Below are 21860 nucleotides of genomic sequence, written 5' to 3'. Positions count from 1 at the left end.
TGGAAGTGCGTCCGAGCCTCGACCCACCGACGACGCTCGGATGGGTGCGGCACCGCGCGTCGCCGAGTCCATGCAGGGAGCACCTCGCGGCTTCGAAGCTACGCGCAACGCCGAGTCCACACAGGGCGCTTCGAGCGATGCAACCACTGCGCGCTACGTCGAGTCCGCCCAAGGCTCGCAGGCACCGACCGTCCAGGCGGCGCCGCGTGATTTCGGAGCTTCGCGCGACACCGAGTCCACGCAGGGCTCGCAGGCACCGACCGTCCAGGCGGCGCCGCGTGATTTCGGAGCCTCGCGCTACGACGAGTCAGACTACGTGGCCGAGCCTCCGGATGACATCGAGCTGCCTCAGCACTCGGGCGGCGCGTCGGACTCCGGGCCCTCGGGTGCCTGGAGCCCGCCTCCGTCCCCGCCCGTCGCCCCCCCTGTCGCCGCCACCGGCCCGGTGATGGCCGGACTGCCGCCCTCCGCCGCCCGTCCCCTGTCCTTCCTGCGCAATGCCGCGGGCGGGCAGGCCAGTACGGAAGCCCCTCCTCGCCCCGGCGGCTTCGCGGTCGAGCCTCCCCTGCCCTCGGGCCCCGTCCTGGACGGCCTGCCTCCCTCCGCCGCGCGCCCCCTGTCCTTCCTGCGCCAGGGCTCCACCCCGCCGGCCCCCATGGGGCCCGCACCCTCCGCGCCCGTGGCCTCGCCCGGACCTCATGCCGGAGCCACTCCGCTCTCGCGCACCACCGAGCCCGCGCCCAACGTCCGCGTCGTCAACGTCCGCAAGCCGGAGGCCCCACCGGCCCCTGTTGAGTCCGTTGCCGTCGACGACGAAGACTCGCGCTTCTACCCGGAGGAAGCCTCCCCGGGCGGCTGTGCCTCTGGCGACTGCATCCCCGAGCCCGAGTCCGAGGCCTCCGCCGCCGAACCCGAGCCCGAGCCGTCTCCCATCATGGCCGCCGCGCCCGCACCGGCGGCCGCCCGAAGCCGCGACAACCCGAACCTCCCGCTGATTGAGCGATGGCGCGCCGCGGTGGAGAGCGTGAAGGCGAACTCCCTTCGCCATGGCACCGCGCTCGCCAACGGACGGCTCCTGTCGATGAAGGCCGGGGAAATCATCCTCGGCTTCCTGCCCTCCGCGGGCCTTCACCGCATGACGGTCACCGCCGCCGCGGGCAAGGCCGTCATCGACAAGCTCCTCGCCGAGCACTTCGGCCGGGCGGTGAAGCTGTCCTTCCAGGACGTGTCCGCCGACGACACACGGGCCTCGCTCAGCATCGCCGAGCGGGATGCGCAGAGCCGGGCCACCCACGAGAAGAACACCGAGAGCAAGGTGCGCAACCACTCCGCGGTCCGCGCCGTGCTCCTCCGACTGGGTGGAGAAATCGAGCACATCCAGATCTACGAGCCCGAGCGCCCCTCCGCCGCCTCGCCCGCCGACGCTCCAATCGAAGCTCCCGACGACAGCGCCTGACTTTGTCCCCGCGCAACGGTAGGGTGCGCGCCACACTCCACGCCCGAGCGGACCCATGAAGGGTGCCGCTCCCCCGAGTACCGAGGAAGCACATGCCTGGCGTCGACCTGAACTACTTCATCCGGCAGGCGAACAAGCTGACGGAGAAGATTGAAGAGCGGAAGCAGAAGCTGGCCGATGAGACCGTCGAGGCCAAGGCCGGCGATGGCCGCGTCACTGTCGTGGCCAACGGCATCCAGGAGATCCGCAGCATCAAGATCGACAAGGAAGCCATCGACCCGAACGACACGTCGATGCTCGAGGACCTCATCACCGCCGCGGTGAATGCCGCCCTGGCGAGCAGCCGCCAGCACATGCAGAGCGAGCTGGCCAAAATCTCCGGCGGCATCAAGATCCCCGGCGTTACCTGATACCGGATGACGCCCGATCCGCTGAACCGCCTCGTCGCCCAGCTCGCGAAGCTGCCGGGCATTGGCGAGAAGACAGCCCAGCGCCTCGCGTTCCACATCCTGCGCGCTCCCGGTGAGTACGCCGCGGAGCTGTCGCAGGCCATCCGCGAGGTGAAGGAGAAGGTGCACCTGTGCGCGCGCTGTTTCTCCCTCACCGACGCGGAGACCTGCGGCTTCTGCCGCGACCACCGCCGTGACGACCGCGTGCTGTGCGTCGTGGAGACCTTCGCGGACCTGATGGCGCTGGAGCGCACCCGGGAGTTCAAGGGTCGCTACCACGTCCTGCACGGCGTGCTGTCTCCGCTGGAAGGCATCGGCCCCGAGCAGCTCCGCATCAAGGAGTTGCTGGGGCGCCTCAACGACAGCCAGGTGGAGGAGCTCATCCTCGCCACCAACCCGGACGTCGAGGGCGAGGCCACCGCGCTGTACCTGACGCGCCTGCTCAAGCCCATGGGCCTGCGCGTCACCCGCATCGCCCAGGGCCTGCCCATGGGTGGCGACTTGGAGTTCGCCGACCAGGCCACGCTGGCGAAGGCGCTGTCCGCCCGCCGCGACCTCTGAGCCACGACGCGGCGCCACACTCCGGCGCCGCGCTTCTTCCCACCGCTACCGCGTCAGTCGCCAGGCGAACGGCACCAGCACGTTCACCTCTTCGTCGCGATGCGCGGGGAAGCGCAGCCGCTGCGCCTGGGACTGGAGGCAGCGGCCCACCGCCGTCTCCGCCAGAGGTCCTCGCACGCCCGCGCGCACGGCACCCGACGAGGCGATGGAGAACTCCACCTGCACCTGCCCCTCGGTGGACGGCAGGTCCGCGCGGTTCTTCTCGAAGCACGCGGTGATGCGCGTGCGCCCCTTCTCCACCACGCGGGTGATGTCCCCCACGCCCAGCGTCACGCGCTTCTTGGCCGGCGGCGCCTTCAGCACCTTCTCGGCCACCTCTTCATCATCCTGTCCCACGGTGCTCGGAAGCGCCGCCTGCGCCCCTACCGTCTCGGGCTTGTCGCCCTCGGGAGCAACACCGGCTGCCTGCTCTGTCGAGCCAACGCCCGACGGGGCGGCCACCGGCGCGGGAGGCGCGGGCACGGGGGCAGGCTCCTGGACCGTCTGCCCCATGTCATTCGCCAGGGGAACCACGGGAGCAGGAACCACCACCTCGCCTCCCGACGCGGGCGCGACGAACTGCCGGTAACCCACGAGCCCCACGCTCGCGAGCAGCAGGCCCCCCGCGAGGCCGACGACGAGCGGCCTCCACCCTCGCGAACGCGGCGCCTCGACGGGCGGAACGGAGTTCTCGGTAGCCGGCGTCTTCGTCGCCGCGGGCACCAGCCCCGAGGACGACGCGGGAGAGCGGGCGCCCCAGCCGCGCGAGGTGGCGACGTCGGTGCTCCCGCCCACGGAGGCCGGAGCGCCCACCACGTTCGTCCCCGTCTCCATCAACCCGGTCGCCTGGGTGACGACACCGAGGGCCGCGGAGAGCGAGGCCAGCGTCGGGATGCGGGTGCGCTCGGTGAAGCGCTCGTCGCCGAAATGCGAGCGCAGGAAGGCGCCAAGCTGCGGCGTGCCCGCGGAGCTCAGGTGCGCGCCGAGGAAGGCCTCCAGGTCCTCGGCGAAGGCCTCCGCCGTGGGGTGACGGTCTTCCGGGAACGGCGCCATCGCCTTGAGGACGATGGCCTCCAGTTCGAGGGGCAGGTCGGGCCGCAGTTCGCGCGGGCGCTTGAACTCGTTGTGCAGCAGCGCGTTGAGCACCGCGAGGTCGTTCTCCCGCGAGAAGGGCCGCACGTGCGTGAGCGCCTCGAAGAGGCTGACGCCGAGCGCGAAGATGTCCGCGCGGCGGTCCACCTCTCCGCCCTTCGCCTGCTCCGGCGCCATGTACATGTACTTGCCCTTCACGACGCCGGTGCGCGTGTTGGCGAGCCTCGACTCGGCCTTGGCGATGCCGAAGTCCAGCACCTTCACCTGCCCCTGGTACGTCAGGTACAGGTTCGACGGAGAGACGTCGCGGTGGACCACGTTCTGCGGCTGCCCCATCTCATTGGCGAACTCGTGCGCGTAGTGCAGCCCGCGCGCCGAATCGATGAGCACCCGCAGCACAATCGGGAACGGCAGGTACTGCCGCCGACGCCCGGCCAGCCGCAGCGTCGTGGAGAAGTCCTCGCCCGCGAGGTACTCCATGCAGATGTAGTAGCAGCCCTCCGTGAAGCCCAGCTCCTGAATCTGGACGATGTTGGGGTGCGCCAGCTTCGCCGCCAGCCGCGCCTCGTCCCGGAACATCTCCACGAAGTCGGGGATGCTCGACAGGTGCGGCAGCATCCGCTTGATGACGACGTTGCGCTCGAAGCCGTCCGCGCCCAGCAGCTTGGCGAGGAAAATCTCGGCCATGCCGCCCTCGGCCAGCTTCCGCACCAGCACGTATGGCCCATACGGGCGCAACAACGGCGGCGGGACTTCCTCGGAGCCGGGATGTGTCGTCTGGGGGGGTGACATCCTCAGGGCCCTCGCTGTCGAAGGGTGCGGACCGTATGGACATCCGGGGCACCAGGACGGGTCATCTTAAACACCAGCACCGGGGGCGCGCCCACTGGCTCCACCCAGGTATCGAACCGGTGCTTGCCGTCCAGGGAGACAGGACGTCCATTGATGGACACGCGCGCATTCACGGGCGCCACGCCCGAGGCCCGGACCTTCTCCGCGGCCTTCTGGCCATTGCGCGGCTGCGACACCAGCAGCATCGGTACTGAGTTGTCGTACACCAGCTCGAGCTTGTTCATGCGTCCCCCCTTCAGTTGCTCGCCCGTCGCCGACAGCGGCGTGACGGACCAGAGGTAGCTGCCCTCTCCCAGCGCGCCCGCGTCCAGCGCCGCGCGGGCCTCCGTCACGGTGCGCTCGGCCACCGGCTTCTCCAGCGCACCCGCCCGGTACACCGCCACCTTGTACCGCGCCGCGGAGGCCTCCTCCGCATAGGTGAACGTCACCGACGGCGGCTTGTCCTGGTAGAAGATGGTCGTCTTCTCCAGTCCCTCGGGCACCACGTTGCGCACGCGGTCCAGGTCTCCGCCGAGCCGCTCGGGACCGAACATCGCATTGCCCTTCACGAGTTCCTGGCCGTCCTTGCCGCGCACCCGCCAGTACAGCGTGCCGCGCGGGGGGGCTGGCACGTTGACGAAGGACTGGAACACCGTGCCGGACAGCAGGGGCCGAGTGAAGGCCGCGTCCGAGGCCACCTCCACCGTCACCTCGCCCTCCTTCTCCCAGCCGAAGGCCACCTCGCGCAGCCCCTGGTGGTAGACCTCCACGCCGTCGCCCGCGCCGAGCAACAGCGGCGCTGGCCCGAGCGCCTCGATGCGCGCCTGGCCCGAGTCGCCCGTCACCATCGCCCGCTCGCCGGCCCGCAGCGGCTGGCGCACGTCCCCGCGCACCAGCGTCACGCGTCCCGTATGCGCATCGACGAGATAGCCCGTCGAGGTGCGCCGCACCGCGAGGCGCGACGCGCCGTCACCCTCCAACGTGAGTCCGGGCAGCACCACGCGGCTCTCGCGTCCCTGCGCGAGCTGGACGCCGAGTCCACCCTGGCGCAGGTCCATGCGGGCCTCGTCCCGGGTGCCCCCCTGCCCCGCGCCCTCCAGCACCATCTCCGCTGACGGACCGAGCGACAACTGAGAGGTCGACCCCTTCAACATCAACTCCGCGGTGCCATTGCCGCGAGTGCGCACGCCATCTCCCGGCGCCAGCACGTCGCCCCCGGCGCGCAGCGGACGCCATCGCTTGGAGTCCTTGCCGCGCAGCTCCGCTCGGCCCGAGCCCACTCGCACCGTCACCTCGATGGGCGCGAGTTCCACCAATCGCGAGCCGCGCAGCAGCAGCTCCGCCCGCCCCGCCGACACCTCGACCGAGTCGCCCTCCGACGCGCGCAGTTGCTTGCCGTCCTTGGACACGAACTCGATGGCGCCCAGCTTCACCTCCACGCGGCCAGAGTCCTTCGTCACCTGCACGCTCACCTCGCTGGGCTCGGAGCCCACGCGCGTGAGACCGAAGGGCGTCAGCAGGGTCAGCGCCACCTTCTTGCCGCTCGGGGGAGTCCCGGCGGGCCGAGCGGGGACACGCGACAGCACGATGCCGCGCTCCACCGTCAGCGCCACGCTCCCCGCCTCTTCACCCAGGCCGACGCGCGCATCGGCGCCCACTTCCACTGAGTGACCGTCCGCGAAGCGCATCGTCGCCGCGCCCGTCGCGCCCGTCTCCAGCGCATCGCCCGAGTACAGCGGTCCTTCCCGCGCGGGGACCTTCTTGCCGCCGCGCTCCACCAGCACCTCGCCGGACAGCCCCTCCAGGCGGGCCAGCTCCACCGCGGGCCCAGCGTCGACCACGGCCGGAGTCTCCGCGACGGGGACAGAGGGTGGTGCCACCGCCTCCTCGTCGCAGGCCGCGACGACGAGCAGGAGGGCCAGGAGACAGGGACGCGCGTTACTCACCGTGGGTGCCTCGGAACGAAACGACGTTGAACAGGGCCCGCGACCAGGGAGACACGTCGCTCACCGCCGCTGCCTTGGGAAGGCATCTACGTCGGAGCGGGCTCGCACGCCATCCACCAGCAGGACCGCGAGCGAGGGTGCACGTGTCGCTCACCGCCGCTGCCTCGGGAAGGCATCTACGTCGGAGCGGGCCCGCGTGCCATCCACCAGCAGGACCACGAGCGAGGGTGCACGTGTCGCTCACCGCCGCTGCCTCGGGAAGAGGTCGACGTTGAAGATGGCCTGCTCTCCATCCTTCAAGGTGACGAGCTTGGTCTGCGACAGGTAGCCGCGCGCGGAGATGGTGATGCGGTAGGTGCCACCCTTCACCTTGAAGGTGAACGCGCCCTTGGCATCCGTGCGAGCCTTCACCTTCGCCTGGGGAATGAGCAGCGTCGCCGCGACGGGCCTTCCGCCCCGGGCACTGCGCACCTGACCGGTGAGCGTCGCCGGCTCGCCCTTGCGCTCCGAGGCGAGCGGCACGGACAGCTTCGTCTCCTGCCCCGCGACGATGACAGCCGCCTCTTCCGCCACGCGATAGCCCTGCGACTTCGCCACCACGGCCACCGGCCCCGGCGGCAGCGCCTTCACCCACGCCTCGCCCTTCAGGTCCGTGCGCACCTCCACGGCCCCCACCGTCAGCCGCACACCCGGCAACGGCACCCCATTGCCCGCGCTCACCACCGTCATCTTGAGGCCCCCCGTGGCCGGAGGCAGCTTGCGCGCGCGCACCGCCAGCGCCACGCGCCCCCCCTCCTCCACGGTGACTCGACCCTCCGCGGGCTCGTAGCCCTCCGCGCTCACCCGCGCCACGACGTCACCCGGGGGCACCTCCACGTTCTCCAGCGTGCCCCGCGCATCGGCATCGAGCGGCGCGCCCTCCACGCCTTCCGACACCAGCACCACCCGCGCTCCCGACAGCGGTGCCCCCGACTCAGCGTCCAGCACCTGGAGCGACAGCCCTCCCGCCGTCGCCCGCACAGGAAGCGGCGCCAGCTCCGGGGCCCGCGCCTCGGGCGCGTCATTCCAGGCCAGCTCCAGCGCGGCGCCCACCCGGCGCATCCGCTGCTCGGACCGCGTCCCATCCGCGAGCGTCACCGTGTCCTGCACGTGCTGGAAGTCCACGAGCAACGTGCCGGACCAGCGCTGCGTCCCCGTCAGCGGGAACAACAACGCGCCCCCCGCGGCGAAGCCCTTCGCCTCCGCCTTCGTCCCCGCCGAGTCGCGCACCGCCAGCGACACCGGCACTTCTCCCCGCGCCTCCACCTCCAACCGGGTGAATAGCGGCAGCCGCAGGCTCCCCGTCACCAACGCCGCGTGCCGCACCCCGCGCGACAGCACCGGCTCCGAGGACACGCCGAAGTGCGGAAGCTGCGCGAAGCCGTAGCCCGCCCCCACCTCCGCCCGCAGCGGCCCCAGCCAGGTGCGCACCTTGGGCCCCACCGACGCACGCAGCAGGCTGCCGCCGGTGATCCGCGACGAGCCCTCCTTGAGATCAAACCCCTCCCGCTGCACCGCCGCCCACCCGCCAAGCCACGAGCCCGCCCAGACCGAGCCCACCGCCGCCAGATCATTCGGAGTGAAGCCGTCATACGTAAGCCCAGGCCCTACATCCGCCTGGGCGCCGTTCCGGAGGGCCACGCCATAGCGCAGGCGCAGCGAGGCACGCTCGCGCACCTCCTCCGCCCGGGCGGACGGGGAGCCGACCAGCACCAACAGCAAGGGCGCCAGACGCGCCAGGATGGGAGCAAGGGGGCGTGGGGGCGTCAAAGCCCGGCGGAGTATAGAGAAAGCCGCGAGCACTCCCAAACCAGCCCCCACCGGGCCTCCAGAAAGCCCTCCAAGGTGCTTGACGGCAACCCCCTGGGTGGCGGGGGCTGGGGCGCGGGCGTGTTCTCACCCCGACGCGCGGATGGCTTCTTGCTGGAGTGGAGGGGCTTTGCTAAGCATCCTCACCGTCGGTAGCGCCTCGTCTAACCTCCGGGATTCACTCCAGAAACAATCGGGGTGTTGCCGTGAGGCGGGCGAGCGAACGCTGAGGAGCGCATACGCCCATGGGCACGCAACTGGTGATGTACGAAGAGGAGTTCACCAAGATCAACGCCGTTTGCGACCGGCTCACCAAGGACGCGAACGCGAAGGTGGTGTTCCTCGTCGACAAGAACGGGCAACTCATCTCCTCGGCCGGGCAGACGCAGAACATCGACACCACGTCCCTGGCCTCGCTGACGGCCGGCAACGTGGCGGCGATGGGCGGACTCGCCAAGCTGATCGGTGAGAACGAGTTCCCCAACCAGTTCCATGAGGGGGCGAAGGACTCGCTCTACATGACCATCGTCGGCAGCCGGGTCGTGCTGGTCGTCATCTTCGACAACCGCACCAGCCTCGGCCTCGTCCGCCTTCGCATCAAGAAGGCCAGCGACGAGCTCACGAAGATCTTCGAGAGTCTGGTGAAGAAGACGGACGCCCCGGGTGCCGGGTCGCCGTTCGCCGAGATCTCCGACGACGATATCGACAACCTCTTCAGCGAGTAACCCGGGAAGCCATGTCCTTCATCAACTACTCATCCCGCGAAATCAACTGCAAGATTGTCTATTACGGGCCGGGTCTCTGCGGGAAGACGACCAACCTCCAGTACATCTACAACAAGACGGCGGCCGAGACGAAGGGCAAGCTCATCTCCCTCTCCACCGAGACGGACCGCACGCTCTTCTTCGACTTCCTGCCGCTGTCGCTCGGTGAGATTCGCGGTTTCAAGACGCGCTTCCACCTCTACACGGTGCCCGGCCAGGTGTTCTACGACGCCAGCCGCAAGCTCATCCTCAAGGGCGTGGACGGCGTCGTGTTCGTGGCCGACAGTCAGATCGAGCGCATGGAGGCGAACATGGAGTCGCTCGAGAACCTGCGCATCAACCTGGCCGAGCAGGGCTACGACCTGAACAAGATTCCCTACGTCCTCCAGTACAACAAGCGGGACCTGCCCAACGCGGTGTCGATGGAGGAGATGCGCAAGGCCATCAACGCGCGCAACATCCCCGAGTACCAGGCCGTGGCGCCGACGGGCGTGGGCGTGTTCGACACGCTCAAGGCCGTGGCGAAGCTGGTGCTCACGGAGCTCAAGAAGGGCGGCTGAGCCGGGAGCAGCCGGGCAGTCAACTCCCGTACCGCGGGTGAGAAGACGCCCCGCGGTCAAGGGTGTTACAACCTGCTGCCGACGGGCCGGGCCGTCCGCCTCCTGAGGTCGCACAGTGCGTGTCGCATCCGCCACCCTTCGCCTCCTCGCGCTCGTGAGCGCCACCCTCTGTGGGGCGGCGCTCGCGCAGGAGTCGCGTCCCTCGGCGCCCGCCGCTGCCTCGAGCACTCCGGCGGCCTCCACCGAGGCAGACAGCACCGCGGATGAAGCCTTCAACGCGCGGGTGAAGACGCTGGAGGAGCAGGTCGTCGACTTGAAGGAGAAGATCTACCGCTCCAAGGCGCGGCTCCTGTTGCTGCAGGAGACGGTGCTGGGCGGAGACGTCACCACCGGCGCTCGCGCGCTCATCGTCCACAAGAACGAGATGGGCAGCTCCTTCATCCTGGAGTCGGTGACGTACGCGCTGGACGGCGCGCCCATCTTCACGCAGGTCGACATCCAGGGCGAAGAGCTGAGCAAGCGCGAGCAGTTCGAGGTCTTCAACGGGCGCATCGTCCCGGGACAGCACCAGCTCGCGGTGCGACTCGTCTATCGAGGCGGCGGCTTCGGCGTCTTCAGCTACCTGGAGGGCTACAAGTTCAAGGTGCAATCCAGCTACACCTTCAACGCGGAGCCAGGAAAGGTGTCCTCGGTCCGCGTGGTGGGCTTCGAGCAGGGCGGCCTCACGCTGGACATGAAGGACCGGCCCGCGGTGCGCTACGACATCGAGCTGTCGCGCGACTCGGCGCCCCGCATCGACGGCGAAGCGGGCGCAAGCCCTCCTGCCGCCACCTCCACTGAAGCGCGGTAGGGGCCCGCCGGTGAACGTGTCGCTTCGCGCTCTCGCCCTCGCGCTTGGCCTCGTGGGCGGCGCCTCCGCCTGGGCCGCCGAGCCCCCTCCCCCTCCCCCACCTCCGACTCCCCAGGAGTTGGAGCAGCGCCTGACCTCCGTGGAGAAGCAGCTCCAGCTCGCCGAGGAGAGCCTGCGCTTCGTGGAGACGCAGTACAGCCAGCGCGCGGAGCCCGACGAGGAACAGGCCCGCTCGCGGCGCTACTCCGACGCGGAGATTCAGTACCTGCTCGGCGACTGGAACGCCGCCTCCGTCCTCTTCTATGACCTGGTGAGCGACCCGGGCTTCCGCGGCCACCCGCGCTACGCGGACGCGCTCTACTTCCTCGCGGACGCGCTGTACCAGCAGAAGAACGACATCGGCGCGAGGCTCTACCTGCGCGAGCTGTTGTCACAGCCCACGCCCTCGACGCGCCACCGCGACGCCCTCACGCGCTTCCTGGCCATCTCCGGAAGGCTGAACGTCTTCGACGGCGTCGAGGCCTACGTCGAGCAGGCGCGCACGTTGTACGGCGGTCAGCTCCCGGCCGACGTGCAGTACGTCCAGGCGAAGTGGCTCTTCCGCCGCACGGACCTGCCCGCCTCGGAGCGAATCTCCCGGGCTCGCTCGGCCTTCGCGCCGCTGGCCCAGGTTCCGGGTGGCCCGTACCAGCTCCAGGCCGGCTACCACATGGCGGTGCTGTCGATGCAGTCCGGCGAGCTGCCCCTCTCCATCCTCCAGTTCCAGCAACTCCTCACCCCGCTGTCGAACGAGCAGACCGCCGCGCCCGTCTCGACGCCGGGCAAGCCCGTCACCCGCTCGACGACGGACACGGACACGAAGCGCATCCGGGAGCTGTCGCTGATGTCGCTGGGGAGGCTCTTGTACGAGGCGGGCCGCTTCGACGAGGCGCTGGACCGCTACGGCCAGGTGCCGCAGGACAGCGAGTCCTTCCCGGAGTCGCTCTACGAAATCGCGTGGACGCAGGTGCGCAAGGGCAACCACCAGGAAGCGAAGAACGCCATCGACATCCTGTTGCTCGTCGCTCCCGACGCGCGGCTCGCGCCCGATGCGAAGCTCCTCCAGGGACACCTGCTCCAGAAGCTCAAGCGGTACGACGAGGCCATCGCCGCGTACGACGAGCTCATCGGCACCTTCCGCCCCGTGCGCGAGAAGGTGGACCTGCTCCTGAACGCCAACCGGGACCCCGTCGCGTACTTCGAGCGGCTCCTGGCGCGCACGGACACCGTTCCGGACGTGCGCACGCTGTTGCCGCCCCTGGCCCTGAAGTACGCCTCCACCGAGCGCGAGGTGAGCAGCGCGGTGAAGATGGTGGGCGACATTGACAGCGGGAAGAAGGGCACGGTCGACGCACGCGAGCTCGCGGCCCGCATCCTCCGCGCGCTGGACGCACGCAAGCTGGAGACCTTCCCGGAGCTGCAGGCGGGCTTCACCCGCGCGGACGCGGTGGAGACGGCCGTCACGCACGTGGACGCGGCGCTGGTGGAAGTGGAGGGACTGACGCTGGAGCCGTCGCTCACCTCGCAGGAGAAAGACAGGCTCCAGTTGCTGCGCCGCGAGAGCGATGCGCTGGCCGCCCGCTTCGGCAAGCTCCCCACCACGCAGAAGGAGATGGAGGAGCGGCTGCGCCGCATGCAGTACCGCGTGGACGCGGTGGACCGAGACGCCTTCCGGCTGGGCACGGAGATTCAGGGCCTGCACGCCATCGCCTCCTCGGTGCGCAAGTGGGTGGATGACACGCGACTGCTCCGCCAGACGCCGCCCGACGAGGAGCGCGAGTTCCTGGTGCAGCTCCAGGGCGAGGTCCAGACGCTGAACGACCTCCAGGCGGAGCTGGACCGGACGCGGGGCCGGCTCGCCGATGAGCGCAACAGCGCGGCGGCCTCGCTCGCGGGAGAGCAGGCCATCCGGGGCCGCTACGCGGCGGCGCTGCGCTCCCAACACGAGGTGCTCAGCGAGGCGGAGCGTCGGCAGACTCCCACCGCCGTGCTGACGCACGCGCATCAGGTGCGGGAGCGAGGCGAGGCGCTGAAGAAGCGCGTGGTGGAGGCGCAACTCGCCCTGAGGGCCAAGGTGGACCAGCGGGGACAGCGCATTCGCGCCAAGGTGCAGGCCGAGCAGTCGCTGCTGGAGCGCTACGAGGCCGAGGTCGCCGCGGTGTCCGGCAACGCGAAGCAGTTGGTGGGCCGCATCGCCTACGACAGCATCCGTCGCGTGCGTCGTCAGTTCTACGACCTGGTGCTCAAGGCGGACGTGGGCGTGGTGGACGTGGCCTTCACCGAGAAGCAGGACAAGACGACGAACATCCAGAAGGTCTCCGCGCAGAAGGCCGAGGCGCTGCGCGCGCTGGACGCCGACTTCCGGGACGTGCTGTCGGAGGAGGGACGGTGATGCGGCGCATGCTCGCGGTGCTGCTCTCCGTGGCCTCGCTGCCCGCCGCCGCCCAGGCGCCGGCCCCCGCCGCGCAAGCAGCCTCCCCCGCCCAGGCGGAGAGTCCGTCGGGCACACCGGATGCGAGATACCTGACGGGCCTGGGCCGCACGCCCGAGGAAGAGACGCTGCTCCAGGACGTCAGCCGCGCCCTGCGCACGTACGACGAGGAGTCTCGCGAGTTCAGCCGCGAGGTGCAGCTCCTGATGGAGCGCAAGTACGAGCAGAAGCGCGACTCGCTCGCGTCCTCGTACGAGAAGGTCATCCGGGACTTCGAGGCCCAGGAGCGCAAGGAGCGGATGGAGGCCATCGTCCGCTTCGAGGAGTTCCTCCGCCGCTACCCGCAAGAGCCGCGCTACACGCCGGACGTGATGTTCCGGCTGGCGGAGCTGTACTACGAGCGCTCGCAGGACGAGCACCAGCTCGCGATGAAGGAGTACCGGGACCGGCTGGAGGCGCACGACAAGAACCCCGACTCGGCCTTCCCCGTGGAGCCGAAGAAGGACTACGGGGACTCCATCGCGCTGTACCGCCGGCTCCTGAAGGACTACCCGACCTACCGCCTCAACGACGGTGCCTGGTACCTGCTGGGCTACTGCCTGGAGGAGCAGGAGGAGGTCGACCAGAGCTTCCGCACCTACGAGCAGCTCATCGCCCGCTATCCGCGAAGCCGCTTCGCCACCGAGGCGTGGGTCCGCATCGGCGAGTACTGGTTCGACAACTACAAGGACCCGCAGGCGCTGCCCCGCTCCGCGCAGGCCTTCGAGGCCGCCGCCCGCGACACGCTGCATCCGCTCTACGACAAGGCCCTCTACAAGCTGGGCTGGACGTACTACCGGATGGACCGGTTCGACGAAGCGGTGGAGTCCTTCCTCACGCTGGTGGACTTCTACGAGGCCCAGCGCGTCGCCAAGGGCGAAGCAGAGGCCGGCGGAGACCTGCGCGACGAGGCCCTCCAGTACGTGGCCATCTCCCTGGCGGACGAGACGTGGGGCGGACTGCCTCGCGCCCAGGCCCTCTTCGCGAAGCGCGGCCCCAAGCCCTACGAGGCGGACGTGTACCGCCGGCTGGGCAACGTCTACTTCGACCAGACGAACCACCCGGCCGCCATCGCCGCGTATCAGCGCGTGCTCCAGAAGGAGCCCCTGGCGCCGGACGCACCCGAGCTTCAGCAGCGCATCGCCCTGGCCTATGAGCGGGACAGGCTGCTCGCGGAGTCCTTCACGGAGTCGGAGCGGCTCGCCAGCCTCTACCAGCCCGGCACCGCCTGGTACGCGAAGAACCAGGGGGACCCGGACGCGCTCTCGCGAGCCAACACGCTCGTCGAGAAGAGCCTGTACACGAGCGCCACCTTCCACCACCAGCAGGCGCTGGTGTTCAAGAAGGAGGGCAAGTTCGACCAGGCCAGCGCGGGCTTCTCCACCGCAGCGCGCGCGTACGGCAACTACCTGGAGCGCTTCCCGCGCAGCAAGAGCGCGGGCGAGATGCGCTTCTATTACGCGGAGTGCCTCTACTTCTCCTTCCAGTTCGCCGAGGCCGCGAAGAGCTACGAGCTGGTGCGTGACACCGGCGTGAGCGAGAAGCACCGCGACGAGGCGGCGCACAGCGCGGTGCTCGCGTGGCAGCAGTTGCTCGCGCAGGACATGCAGGCCGGCAAGGCGCAGGACCTCAAGCCGCTGCGCTCCACCGAGCGACCCGAGGGCTCTGCTGTGAAGCCCGTGCCGCTGGCGCCCACCGAGCAGAAGCTGGTGTCCGCCTCCGACAAGTACGTGGCGCTTTTGCCGCGCGACGCGAAGGCCGCGGGCATCGCCTACAAGGCCGCGGAGCTGTACTACGCGCACGACGACTTCCCCGAGGCGCGCAAGCGCTTCGAGCGCATCATCCAGACGTGGCCCCGGAGCGAGGTGGCCCGCTACGCCACCAACCTCACCGTTGAGACGTTCCTCATCGACAAGGACTGGCGCAGCGTGGAGGAGGTCAGCGCCAGGCTGGCCAGCAACACGCAGGTCATCGACCCGTCCAGCGACCTCCACAAGCAATTGGTGAAGTTCAAGCTCGCCGGCCGCTTCAAGCTCGCCGACCAGCTCCTCGCCGAGGGCAAGCACGAGGAGGCCGCGCGCAAGTACATCCAGCTCGTCGACGAGGAGCCCCGGCACGAGTTCGCCGACAAGGCCCTCAACAACGCGGCCGTCGCGCGCGAGAACACCCGGCGCTTCGACTCCGCGATGAAGCTCTACGAGCGCATCTATCGCGAGTACCCCTCCTCTCCGCTCGCGGACGCGGCGCTGTTCCGCGTGGCGGTGAACGCGGAGAAGTCCTACGACTTCGACAAGGCCGTGGTCAGCTACCAGAAGCTGGTGAAGGACTATCCCGCGTCGAAGGACCGCGAGGCGGCGCTCTTCAACACCGCGCGACTGCTCGAAGGCCAACAGCGCTACGCGGAGTCCGCGGCGACGTTCCTGCGCTACGCGGAGCTGTTCCCCGCCGCCGAGGACGCGCCGAAGAACCAGTACCGCGCGGCCATCCTGCTGGAGAAGCAGGGCGATCCTCGCGGTGAGGTCCGCGCGCTCCAGGAGTTCGTGCGCAAGTTCGCCAACAAGCCCGGCCAGGTGGAGCTGGTGGTGGACGCGCACCGGCGCATGGGTGACGCGCACCAGAAGCTCGGCGACGAGAAGGAAGCCCAGCGCGCCTATACGCAGGCGGCGAGCGAGTTCGACCGACGCAAGCTCAAGCCGGACACCCATCCCCTCGCGGCGAACGCGGCGGCGTATGGACGCTTCCAGTTGGCGGAGGCGGAGCTGCGGACGTTCGACAAGCTGAAGATTGGCGGCTGGGGCAAGGCCCTGGTGCGCAGCTTCGCGGTGAAGCGCGCGGCGGTGAAGACGGTGAAGGACGCGTACTCGCGCGTCTATCCGTACAAGCAGCTCGAGTGGTCCCTCGCGGCGGCCTACCGCTCCGGCTACGCGTTGGAGCGCTTCGCCAACACCATCATCGAGACGCCCGTGCCGCCCGACGTGAAGCGGCTGGGTGAGGAAGCGGTGGTGACGTACCAGGACCTGCTCGCGCAGAACACGGCGGAGCTGGAGGACGCGGCCGTGGAGAGCTACGCCGTCGCCCTGGCGGAGGCTCGAAAGAATCGCGTCTCCAACGAGTGGACGCGACGCACGCTGGAGTCGCTCAACCGCTTCCGTCCCAAGGAGTACCCGGTGCTCAAGGAGCCCAAGCAGGCGCTCGCGTCCGACGCCGCCTATCCGGACGGGCTCATCGGCAGCGTGAGCGGCCCTGCTCGCCCCACGTCGACGGACGAGAGCCGCATCACCGGGGGAGCCAAGCCGTGAGCTTCGCGCCACGCCGCACACAGGGGGCCTCCACCCTCACCGCGCTGTTCCTGTCCTCGGGGCTGTGGCTGTCCGCGTGTGCCTCCGCTCCGGAGACGCGCCCTGCTCCCGAGGCAGCGACGCCGGCTCCGGTCGACGCGAACTCGAAGCCCACGCCCGTCGTCGTCGAGCCTCCGCCGCGCAGCGCCGCGCAGGACTTCGACCAGGCCGTGGCGATTGCACGGGCCGGAGAGCTGACGGCGGCGGAGACGGCGCTGCGCGCGCTGGTGACGCAGAACCCGAAGCTCGACTACGCGTGGACGAACCTGGGCATCGTCCAGGAGCGGCTCGGCAAGCACGAGGACGCGGAGCGCTCGTATCGCCAGGCGCTGGCGGTGGCTCCCGAGCAGGAGTCCGCGTGGGACTGCCTGGCGCGCCTGTATGGACGCACGGACCGCTCGGCGGCGCTGGAGACGGAGCTGCGCGGGCTGGTGGAGGCGAAGCAGGACTCGGTGCCGCTGCGCACGGCGCTGGCCGTCACGCTGCTCCAGCAGAAGAAGCTGGGGCCCGCGGCAGCAGAGGCGAAGCAGGCCCTGCGGCTCGAAGAGCGGCACACGCGCGCCATGCAGGTGCTCGCGCAGGTGTACTACCGCGAGGGCAAGCATGAGCTGGCGCGCATGGTGCTGGAGAACGCGCGGGACATCGCGCCCGGGGATGCGGCCACGCGCAACGCCCTGGGGCTGGTGTACCTGGCGCTGAAGGTGGGCCCGCAGGCGCTGGAGGAGTTCAAGGAGGCCGCGAAGCTCCGGCCCGACTTCGCCGAGGCGCGCAACAACTTCGGCGCGCTGCTCAACGAGGCCCAGGACTACCCGGCCGCCGTCACCGAGCTCGAAGCCGCGGTGCGCGCCGCTCCCGACTTCGCCGCCGCGCGCCTCAACCTGGGCAATGCCTACAGGGGCCAGGGCGAGTTCGAGCGCGCCAAGGCCGAGTACGAGCAGGTGCTCGCGCTGCGCCCCGGTCAGGCCGATCCGTTCTTCAACCTCGCCATCCTGTTCCTCGACGTGGAGCCGCCAGGGGTGGACCCCGTCCAGCGGTACAAGACGGCCATCACCTACTTCGAGCGCTACGAAGCCCAGGGCGGTCGCGACGAGCGCATCCCCCAGTACACGAAGGACGCGCGCAAGAGCATCGAGCGCGAGGAGCGACGGCTGGAGCGCGAGCGCAAGGACCAGCTCCGCAAAGCCGCCGAGCAGGAGAAGGCCCAGCGCGAACAAGCGAAGCAGGACGCCGAGAAGCCCGCTCCGGCCGCCCCGCCGGAGCAGCCCGCCCCCACCCCAGCACCTTCCGCGCACGTCGGAGCACCCTCGGAGGGAACTCCGCCCCCCGCGCCGGTGTCCCAGCCCGAGCCTGCTTCCAGCACCGCGCCCTCGAAGAGCGGCTCGGGTAAGCTGGCCACCGACAAGAACTAGGACCGCATGCGCGCCCCCTTCGCCCTCTTCGTGCTCCTCACCGCCGCGCCCGTGCTCGCGCAGGACACTCAAAAGTCCTCCGCGCCCGGCAGCACCGGCGGAGCCACGTCGAGCAGCGAAACCGCGCCCGCGAAGAAGGCGCCTCGCAAGGTCATCCGCCTGGACGCGCTCACCGTCGAGGGCCGCATCCAGAAGCCCCAGGCGTTCTACATCCTCCCCCGCTCCAACCTGAGCTTCGACGACCTCAACCGCACGGAGAGCTTCGTGCCCAAGGTCGAGAAGAGCGTCGAGCAGGAGCCCTTCTAGGCCATGGCCGCCCCGTCATCTTCCAAGCTGCTCCGCGTCGGCCTCATCCAGAACGGCCAGATTGTCGAAGAGCACCACGTCCGGCGCGAGAGCGTCACCATCGGCCATGACGCGCGCAACACCATCGTCCTGCCCGCCTCGGACGACAGGCCCGCGCGCTTCAGCGTGTTCGAGCACCAGGGCCACCAGTTCCTGCTCGTCATCAATGAGTCCATGAAGGGCCGCGTCAACCTCGGCTCCTCCGACGTGGACTTCGACGCCCTCCGCTCCCAGGGCCTCGCCTCGCGCCGGGGCGACCTCTACGTCCTGCCCCTCCAGGAGACCGCGCGCGGCAAGGTGGAGCTGGGCGACGCCACCCTCTTCTTCCAGTTCGTCGCGCCCCCAGCCGAGGAAGCGCGTCCGCTGATGCCCTCGGACATCCGCGTCAGCCGCTGGAAGACGATGGACCGCGTCTTCTTCGGCATCCTCGCGGCCTCGCTGCTCGTCCACTTCTCGGGCGCCGCCATCATCCTCTCCGCCGAGGCACCCAAGGAGCAGGAGCTGGCGTTGGATCAGCTCGATGACCGCTTCGTGCGCGCCATCATCCCCCAGCGCCCCATCGAAGCCGTGAAGCCCGCCGCACCGGGCCCCACCGAGGCACCGAAGGAAGACCCCAAGCCCACCGAGCCGAAGGACGGCGCGGACAAACCCGCATCGGAGAAGCCCGCGTCGGCCGCCGCCGCCGAGCGCCACGCGGAGATGGTGAAGAAGGTCTCCGACAAGGGCCTCTTGAAGATGCTCGGCTCCAAGGGCTCGGGCACCGGCGCGTTCCAGGACGTGCTGGGCAACGCCAGCGGTGGCAACGACATCGTCGCGGCGCTCCAGGGCGCGGGCGGCGTGGGCGTGGCCACCGAGGCCGCCGTCGGCAAGGGCAACACCCCGCGCGGCGGTGGCACCGGCACCGTGACGGGCATCGGCGAATTGGGCACCCAGGGCGGCGGCAAGGTGGACCTGGGCACCAAGAAGGAAGTCGAAGTGAAGGGCCGCGTGCAGGACTCGACGCCGGAGGTCGACAGCTCCGACGTGGACCGCGACGCACTCGCCCGCTACGTCCGCGCGCGCAAGGGCGCCATCCAGAGCTGCTACGAGAAGGAGCTCAAGCGAAACCCCAACCTCAAGGGCAAGGTGGTGGTGCGCTTCTCCATCACCCCGTCCGGTCGGGTGGGCGACTTCGACATCGACGAGAACACGCTCGGCAGCGAGGCGGTGGCCAGTTGCATCCGCGCCGCCATCCGAGGCTGGGTGTTCCCGTTCAAGCCCGAGTCCGCCGCCACCGTGTCCTACCCCTTCGTCTTCTCTCCAACGGGGTAGTCTCCAGCACCGGTGCACCTGGCGCGGGCTCCGAGGGGACCATGGAGAAGCTGGCAGTCATCGCCGCCTCACCGCTGTTCGAGATGCTCTCCCCCGTGGAGCTGGACCGCCTGGCGGAGCTCGCCCGGACGCGCCACTGCGCCCCCGGCGAGGTCATCTTCGCGGAGGGCGACTTGGGCGACAGCCTCTTCGTCGTCGTCGAGGGCCAGGTGGAAGTCGTCCGCGACGGCGACGATGGCGAGCCTCGGGCCCTGGCCGTGCTGTCCCATCCCGAGTTCTTCGGGGAGATGGGCCTCATCGACAAGGACTACCGCTCCGCCACCGTCCGCGCGCGCACGCAGGCCCACCTGCTCCAACTCACCTCTGGAGACTTGCGCGCCTTCCGCCAGCACCACGCCGAGGGCTTCACCTTCGTCGTCGTCAACATCGCGCGAAGCCTGGCTGCTCGACTGCGTGAGGCCAATGCCCGCCTCTCCGGTAACCACTGAATAACTGGAGGGTTGTCGCGTTGACACCCCTCCCCTCGCCTTCTACGCTTTGACGCTCATGGGAAGGGCCGGGAGAGCCGAGAGGCGTATGCGCACTGTCGGAATGGTCGCTGCAATCGTCGCCACGGGCGTGGCCGTCGCGCAGGGACCGGTGCCCTCGCCCCGGGCGCCCCCCGCCGCCGTGGCCCTGGAGAAGGCCAGCGAGGTGCCTGACTCGCAGAAGCTGGAGCGCAGCACCCAGGCGCTGAGCGTGATGCGAGACGTGCTCCGCCAGGTGCTCGGCAAGGTGGAGGAGGCGCGGCGCACCAAGGACGTGGTGAAGCTCAACTGCGCCAACGAGAAGCTCACGCAAATCAAGGGCCTCCTGCGCATCTCCGAGTCCGCGGACGTGTCGCTCCAGGAGGCCCTCACCCGGCGCGAGGTCTCCGCCAGCGAGCACGAATACACCAAGGTGATGATCGCCCGGCAGAAGGTCGGTCAGCTCCGCTCGGAGGCCGAGGAGTGCATCGGCCAGCTCGCCTTCCGCACCGACGAGAACCTCTTCGTCGAGGTGGAGGAGCCCGAGAACCTGCCTGGTGGTGATCCCACTCGCCCGCCCCCTCCCGACGACATCTTCGTCAGGCCGCCGCCCGCGAGCCCCATCAACTGAGTCCCGTGCGCCCTCCGGCCGAGTCCAGGTCCCGTGTCGAACAATTCTTCGGCCTCTGAAATCGCGCGTGCTATGACGCCCGAGGCCGTCCGCATGAAAGGTGGGAGTGGGTACGCCCTCTCACTGGGAAGCCACTGCGAGCCATGACGCTGAGAGGGACATTCTGGGGCACGGTCTGCGGGCTGGCGCTGATGGCGCTCGGCTCCGTGGCCATGGCTCAGGACATGGGCTCTCCGCCGCCCACGGGTGGCAACGGCTTCAAGGTGGGCAACGGCCGGCTGCATCCGTACTTCGATTTGGAGACGCGCCTGGACAGCGGCGTGGGCTACTTCGGCCGCGAGGGCCAGGAGTTCCCCGGGGGCGTGTCGCCGGACCTGTCGGGTGAGCTGGTGATGCACATCCGGCCGGGCATCCGGCTGGACATCCCTTCCCCCCGGCTGGCGTTCAACCTCAACGCCAACCTGGACTACGTGCTCTTCACGGGCCTGATGACGAAGGGCTCGAACGCGGCCTCGCACATGGAGGGCGCGGCGGACCTGCTGGCGCGCATCAACCCGGAGGCGCCGCTGTCGCTGGAGCTGTCGGACCAGTTCGCGCGCTCGGACCGGACGCGCACGGCGGCCATCGGCGCGGGCATCCTCAGCCTCTACAACGAGGCCAAGGTGAGGGCCCCGTGGCGGCCGGGTGGAGGCGCGGTGGAGGTGACTCCCGGCGTAGCCTACGCGATGGAGTTCTTCGAGCCGCTCGCGGCATCGGCGCCCGCGGACTGCGGCGACAGTGTGTGCGACCCCGTCGGCGCGGACCGCTTCAACTACGGCAACCTGCACCTGGGCGTGGAGAGCCGCTGGCGCTTCCTGCCGAAGACGGCGCTGGTGCTCGACACCGGCGTGGACGTGCGGCGCTACTTCAACGACGGTGGACCCAACGCCACGCTGCTGCGCGCGATGATCGGCGTGGCGGGCCTGGTGTCGCCCAAGGTCGCGGTGACGGCCAAGGCGGGCTGGGGGCAGAACTTCGGGGCGACGGGCGGCGGGACGGTGATTGGCCAGCTCGACGGCACCTACCTGTTCAGCCCCACGCTGACGTTCAAGGGCGGCTACCTGCGCAGGCTGGAGCCGGTGGCGGCCTACGGCACGTTCCGGGATGACCGCCTCTCCCTGGAGGCCCGCGCGCTGATGGGTGGCAAGCTGACCTTGCACGCGGTGGGCATGGTGGACTTCCTGAGCTTCGCCGGCAGCCGTGGCGACACGGTGGTGTCGGTGGACGTGGGGCCCGAGTACCAGTTCCGTCCGTGGCTCACCGGCGCCGCGGGCTACATGCTGAGCAACCGCTCCTCCTCGGTGGATGGCGGCGGCCTGAACTACACGCGCCACGAGGGGTATGCTCGCCTCTCGGTGACGTACTGAGCCCCCGCA

Annotated in this window: 17 protein-coding genes; 14 read left to right on the top strand and 3 right to left on the bottom strand. The window is 69.8% G+C overall.

The genetic code is table 11. The features are described from left to right. Positions 1-40: 40 nt before the first annotated feature. The 3 genes from G4D83_RS46305 (at position 41) to recR (ending at position 2466) form a co-directional block, all read left to right on the top strand. Positions 41-1456 (top strand): DNA polymerase III subunit gamma/tau, encoded by a 1416-nt coding sequence (locus G4D83_RS46305; RefSeq protein ID WP_240356493.1) that lies wholly within the window; start codon positions 41-43, stop codon positions 1454-1456. A gap of 92 nt (positions 1457-1548) precedes the next feature. Next, a complete protein-coding gene (locus tag G4D83_RS21975) occupies positions 1549-1866 on the top strand; it encodes a YbaB/EbfC family nucleoid-associated protein (protein ID WP_163866760.1) in 318 nt (105 codons plus the stop codon). A 6-nt stretch (positions 1867-1872) separates the two neighbouring features. After that, positions 1873-2466: a recombination mediator RecR gene (gene recR, locus G4D83_RS21970; RefSeq protein WP_163866759.1), complete on the top strand. Its 594-nt coding sequence runs from the start codon at positions 1873-1875 to the stop codon at positions 2464-2466. Between the two features lie 45 nt (positions 2467-2511). Here recR and G4D83_RS21965 read toward each other — a convergent pair whose 3' ends face one another. The 3 genes from G4D83_RS21965 to G4D83_RS21955 form a co-directional block, all read right to left on the bottom strand. Further along, a complete protein-coding gene (locus G4D83_RS21965; RefSeq protein ID WP_163866758.1) occupies positions 2512-4389 on the bottom strand; it encodes a protein kinase domain-containing protein in 1878 nt (625 codons plus the stop codon). A gap of 2 nt (positions 4390-4391) precedes the next feature. Next, positions 4392-6374 (bottom strand): FecR family protein, encoded by a 1983-nt coding sequence (locus G4D83_RS21960; RefSeq protein WP_163866757.1) that lies wholly within the window; start codon positions 6372-6374, stop codon positions 4392-4394. A 240-nt stretch (positions 6375-6614) separates the two neighbouring features. Next, on the bottom strand, positions 6615-8126 hold the full coding sequence (locus tag G4D83_RS21955) for an MSCRAMM family protein (protein WP_240356500.1): 1512 nt from the start codon (positions 8124-8126) through the stop codon (positions 6615-6617). Between the two features lie 341 nt (positions 8127-8467). On the opposite strand from G4D83_RS21955, the gene mglB reads away from it, so the two are divergent. The 11 genes from mglB to G4D83_RS21900 all read left to right on the top strand — a co-directional run bounded on the left by mglB (position 8468) and on the right by G4D83_RS21900 (position 21851). Next, on the top strand, positions 8468-8947 hold the full coding sequence (gene mglB, locus G4D83_RS21950) for a gliding-motility regulator GTPase-activating protein MglB (RefSeq protein WP_163866756.1): 480 nt from the start codon (positions 8468-8470) through the stop codon (positions 8945-8947). Between the two features lie 11 nt (positions 8948-8958). Beyond that, positions 8959-9546, top strand: coding sequence for a gliding-motility regulator Ras-like GTPase MglA (gene mglA, locus G4D83_RS21945; protein WP_163866755.1), 588 nt, complete (start codon positions 8959-8961; stop codon positions 9544-9546). A gap of 115 nt (positions 9547-9661) precedes the next feature. Continuing rightward, positions 9662-10396 (top strand): dihydrolipoamide acetyltransferase, encoded by a 735-nt coding sequence (locus tag G4D83_RS21940; RefSeq protein WP_163866754.1) that lies wholly within the window; start codon positions 9662-9664, stop codon positions 10394-10396. A gap of 16 nt (positions 10397-10412) precedes the next feature. Continuing rightward, a complete protein-coding gene (locus G4D83_RS21935; protein WP_240356492.1) occupies positions 10413-12827 on the top strand; it encodes a tetratricopeptide repeat protein in 2415 nt (804 codons plus the stop codon). Then, the gene (locus tag G4D83_RS21930; protein ID WP_205522684.1) at positions 12827-16204 is read left to right on the top strand and encodes a tetratricopeptide repeat protein; all 3378 of its coding nucleotides are present in this window, start codon (positions 12827-12829) and stop codon (positions 16202-16204) included. The genes G4D83_RS21935 and G4D83_RS21930 overlap by 1 nt, the downstream gene beginning before the upstream one ends. After that, complete coding sequence (locus G4D83_RS21925; RefSeq protein ID WP_163866751.1) at positions 16201-17652, top strand: tetratricopeptide repeat protein; 1452 nt, start codon at positions 16201-16203, stop codon at positions 17650-17652. The genes G4D83_RS21930 and G4D83_RS21925 overlap by 4 nt, the downstream gene beginning before the upstream one ends. 6 nt (positions 17653-17658) lie before the next feature. Further along, on the top strand, positions 17659-17958 hold the full coding sequence (locus tag G4D83_RS21920) for a hypothetical protein (RefSeq protein WP_163866750.1): 300 nt from the start codon (positions 17659-17661) through the stop codon (positions 17956-17958). A gap of 3 nt (positions 17959-17961) precedes the next feature. Beyond that, positions 17962-19308: an AgmX/PglI C-terminal domain-containing protein gene (locus G4D83_RS21915; RefSeq protein WP_163866749.1), complete on the top strand. Its 1347-nt coding sequence runs from the start codon at positions 17962-17964 to the stop codon at positions 19306-19308. A 41-nt stretch (positions 19309-19349) separates the two neighbouring features. After that, entirely contained in the window at positions 19350-19796 is a 447-nt protein-coding gene (locus tag G4D83_RS21910; protein ID WP_163866748.1) for a cyclic nucleotide-binding domain-containing protein, read from the top strand. An 88-nt stretch (positions 19797-19884) separates the two neighbouring features. Then, on the top strand, positions 19885-20445 hold the full coding sequence (locus G4D83_RS21905; protein ID WP_176437391.1) for a hypothetical protein: 561 nt from the start codon (positions 19885-19887) through the stop codon (positions 20443-20445). 143 nt (positions 20446-20588) lie between these two features. Further along, the gene (locus G4D83_RS21900) at positions 20589-21851 is read left to right on the top strand and encodes a hypothetical protein (protein WP_163866746.1); all 1263 of its coding nucleotides are present in this window, start codon (positions 20589-20591) and stop codon (positions 21849-21851) included. Positions 21852-21860 lie beyond the last annotated feature (9 nt).

Origin of the sequence: Myxococcus eversor, assembly GCF_010894455.1 — a bacterium.
GTDB lineage: Bacteria > Myxococcota > Myxococcia > Myxococcales > Myxococcaceae > Myxococcus > Myxococcus eversor.
Note: the sequence above shows the minus strand (reverse complement) of the source record. Positions and strands in the feature narration are given on the sequence as shown.

Bases quoted from the DNA above. Each gene is read 5' to 3' on its own strand.
- mglA (WP_163866755.1), top strand. From the start codon at position 8,959: ATGTCCTTCATCAACTACTCATCCCGCGAAATCAACTGCAAGATTGTC.
- recR (WP_163866759.1), top strand. From the start codon at position 1,873: ATGACGCCCGATCCGCTGAACCGCCTCGTCGCCCAGCTCGCGAAGCTG.
- G4D83_RS21915 (WP_163866749.1), top strand. From the start codon at position 17,962: ATGGCCGCCCCGTCATCTTCCAAGCTGCTCCGCGTCGGCCTCATCCAG.
- G4D83_RS21920 (WP_163866750.1), top strand. From the start codon at position 17,659: ATGCGCGCCCCCTTCGCCCTCTTCGTGCTCCTCACCGCCGCGCCCGTG.
- G4D83_RS46305 (WP_240356493.1), top strand. From the start codon at position 41: ATGGGTGCGGCACCGCGCGTCGCCGAGTCCATGCAGGGAGCACCTCGC.
- G4D83_RS21930 (WP_205522684.1), top strand. From the start codon at position 12,827: ATGCGGCGCATGCTCGCGGTGCTGCTCTCCGTGGCCTCGCTGCCCGCC.
- G4D83_RS21905 (WP_176437391.1), top strand. From the start codon at position 19,885: ATGCGCACTGTCGGAATGGTCGCTGCAATCGTCGCCACGGGCGTGGCC.
- G4D83_RS21910 (WP_163866748.1), top strand. From the start codon at position 19,350: ATGGAGAAGCTGGCAGTCATCGCCGCCTCACCGCTGTTCGAGATGCTC.
- G4D83_RS21900 (WP_163866746.1), top strand. From the start codon at position 20,589: ATGACGCTGAGAGGGACATTCTGGGGCACGGTCTGCGGGCTGGCGCTG.
- G4D83_RS21975 (WP_163866760.1), top strand. From the start codon at position 1,549: ATGCCTGGCGTCGACCTGAACTACTTCATCCGGCAGGCGAACAAGCTG.
- G4D83_RS21965 (WP_163866758.1), bottom strand. From the start codon at position 4,389: ATGTCACCCCCCCAGACGACACATCCCGGCTCCGAGGAAGTCCCGCCG.
- mglB (WP_163866756.1), top strand. From the start codon at position 8,468: ATGGGCACGCAACTGGTGATGTACGAAGAGGAGTTCACCAAGATCAAC.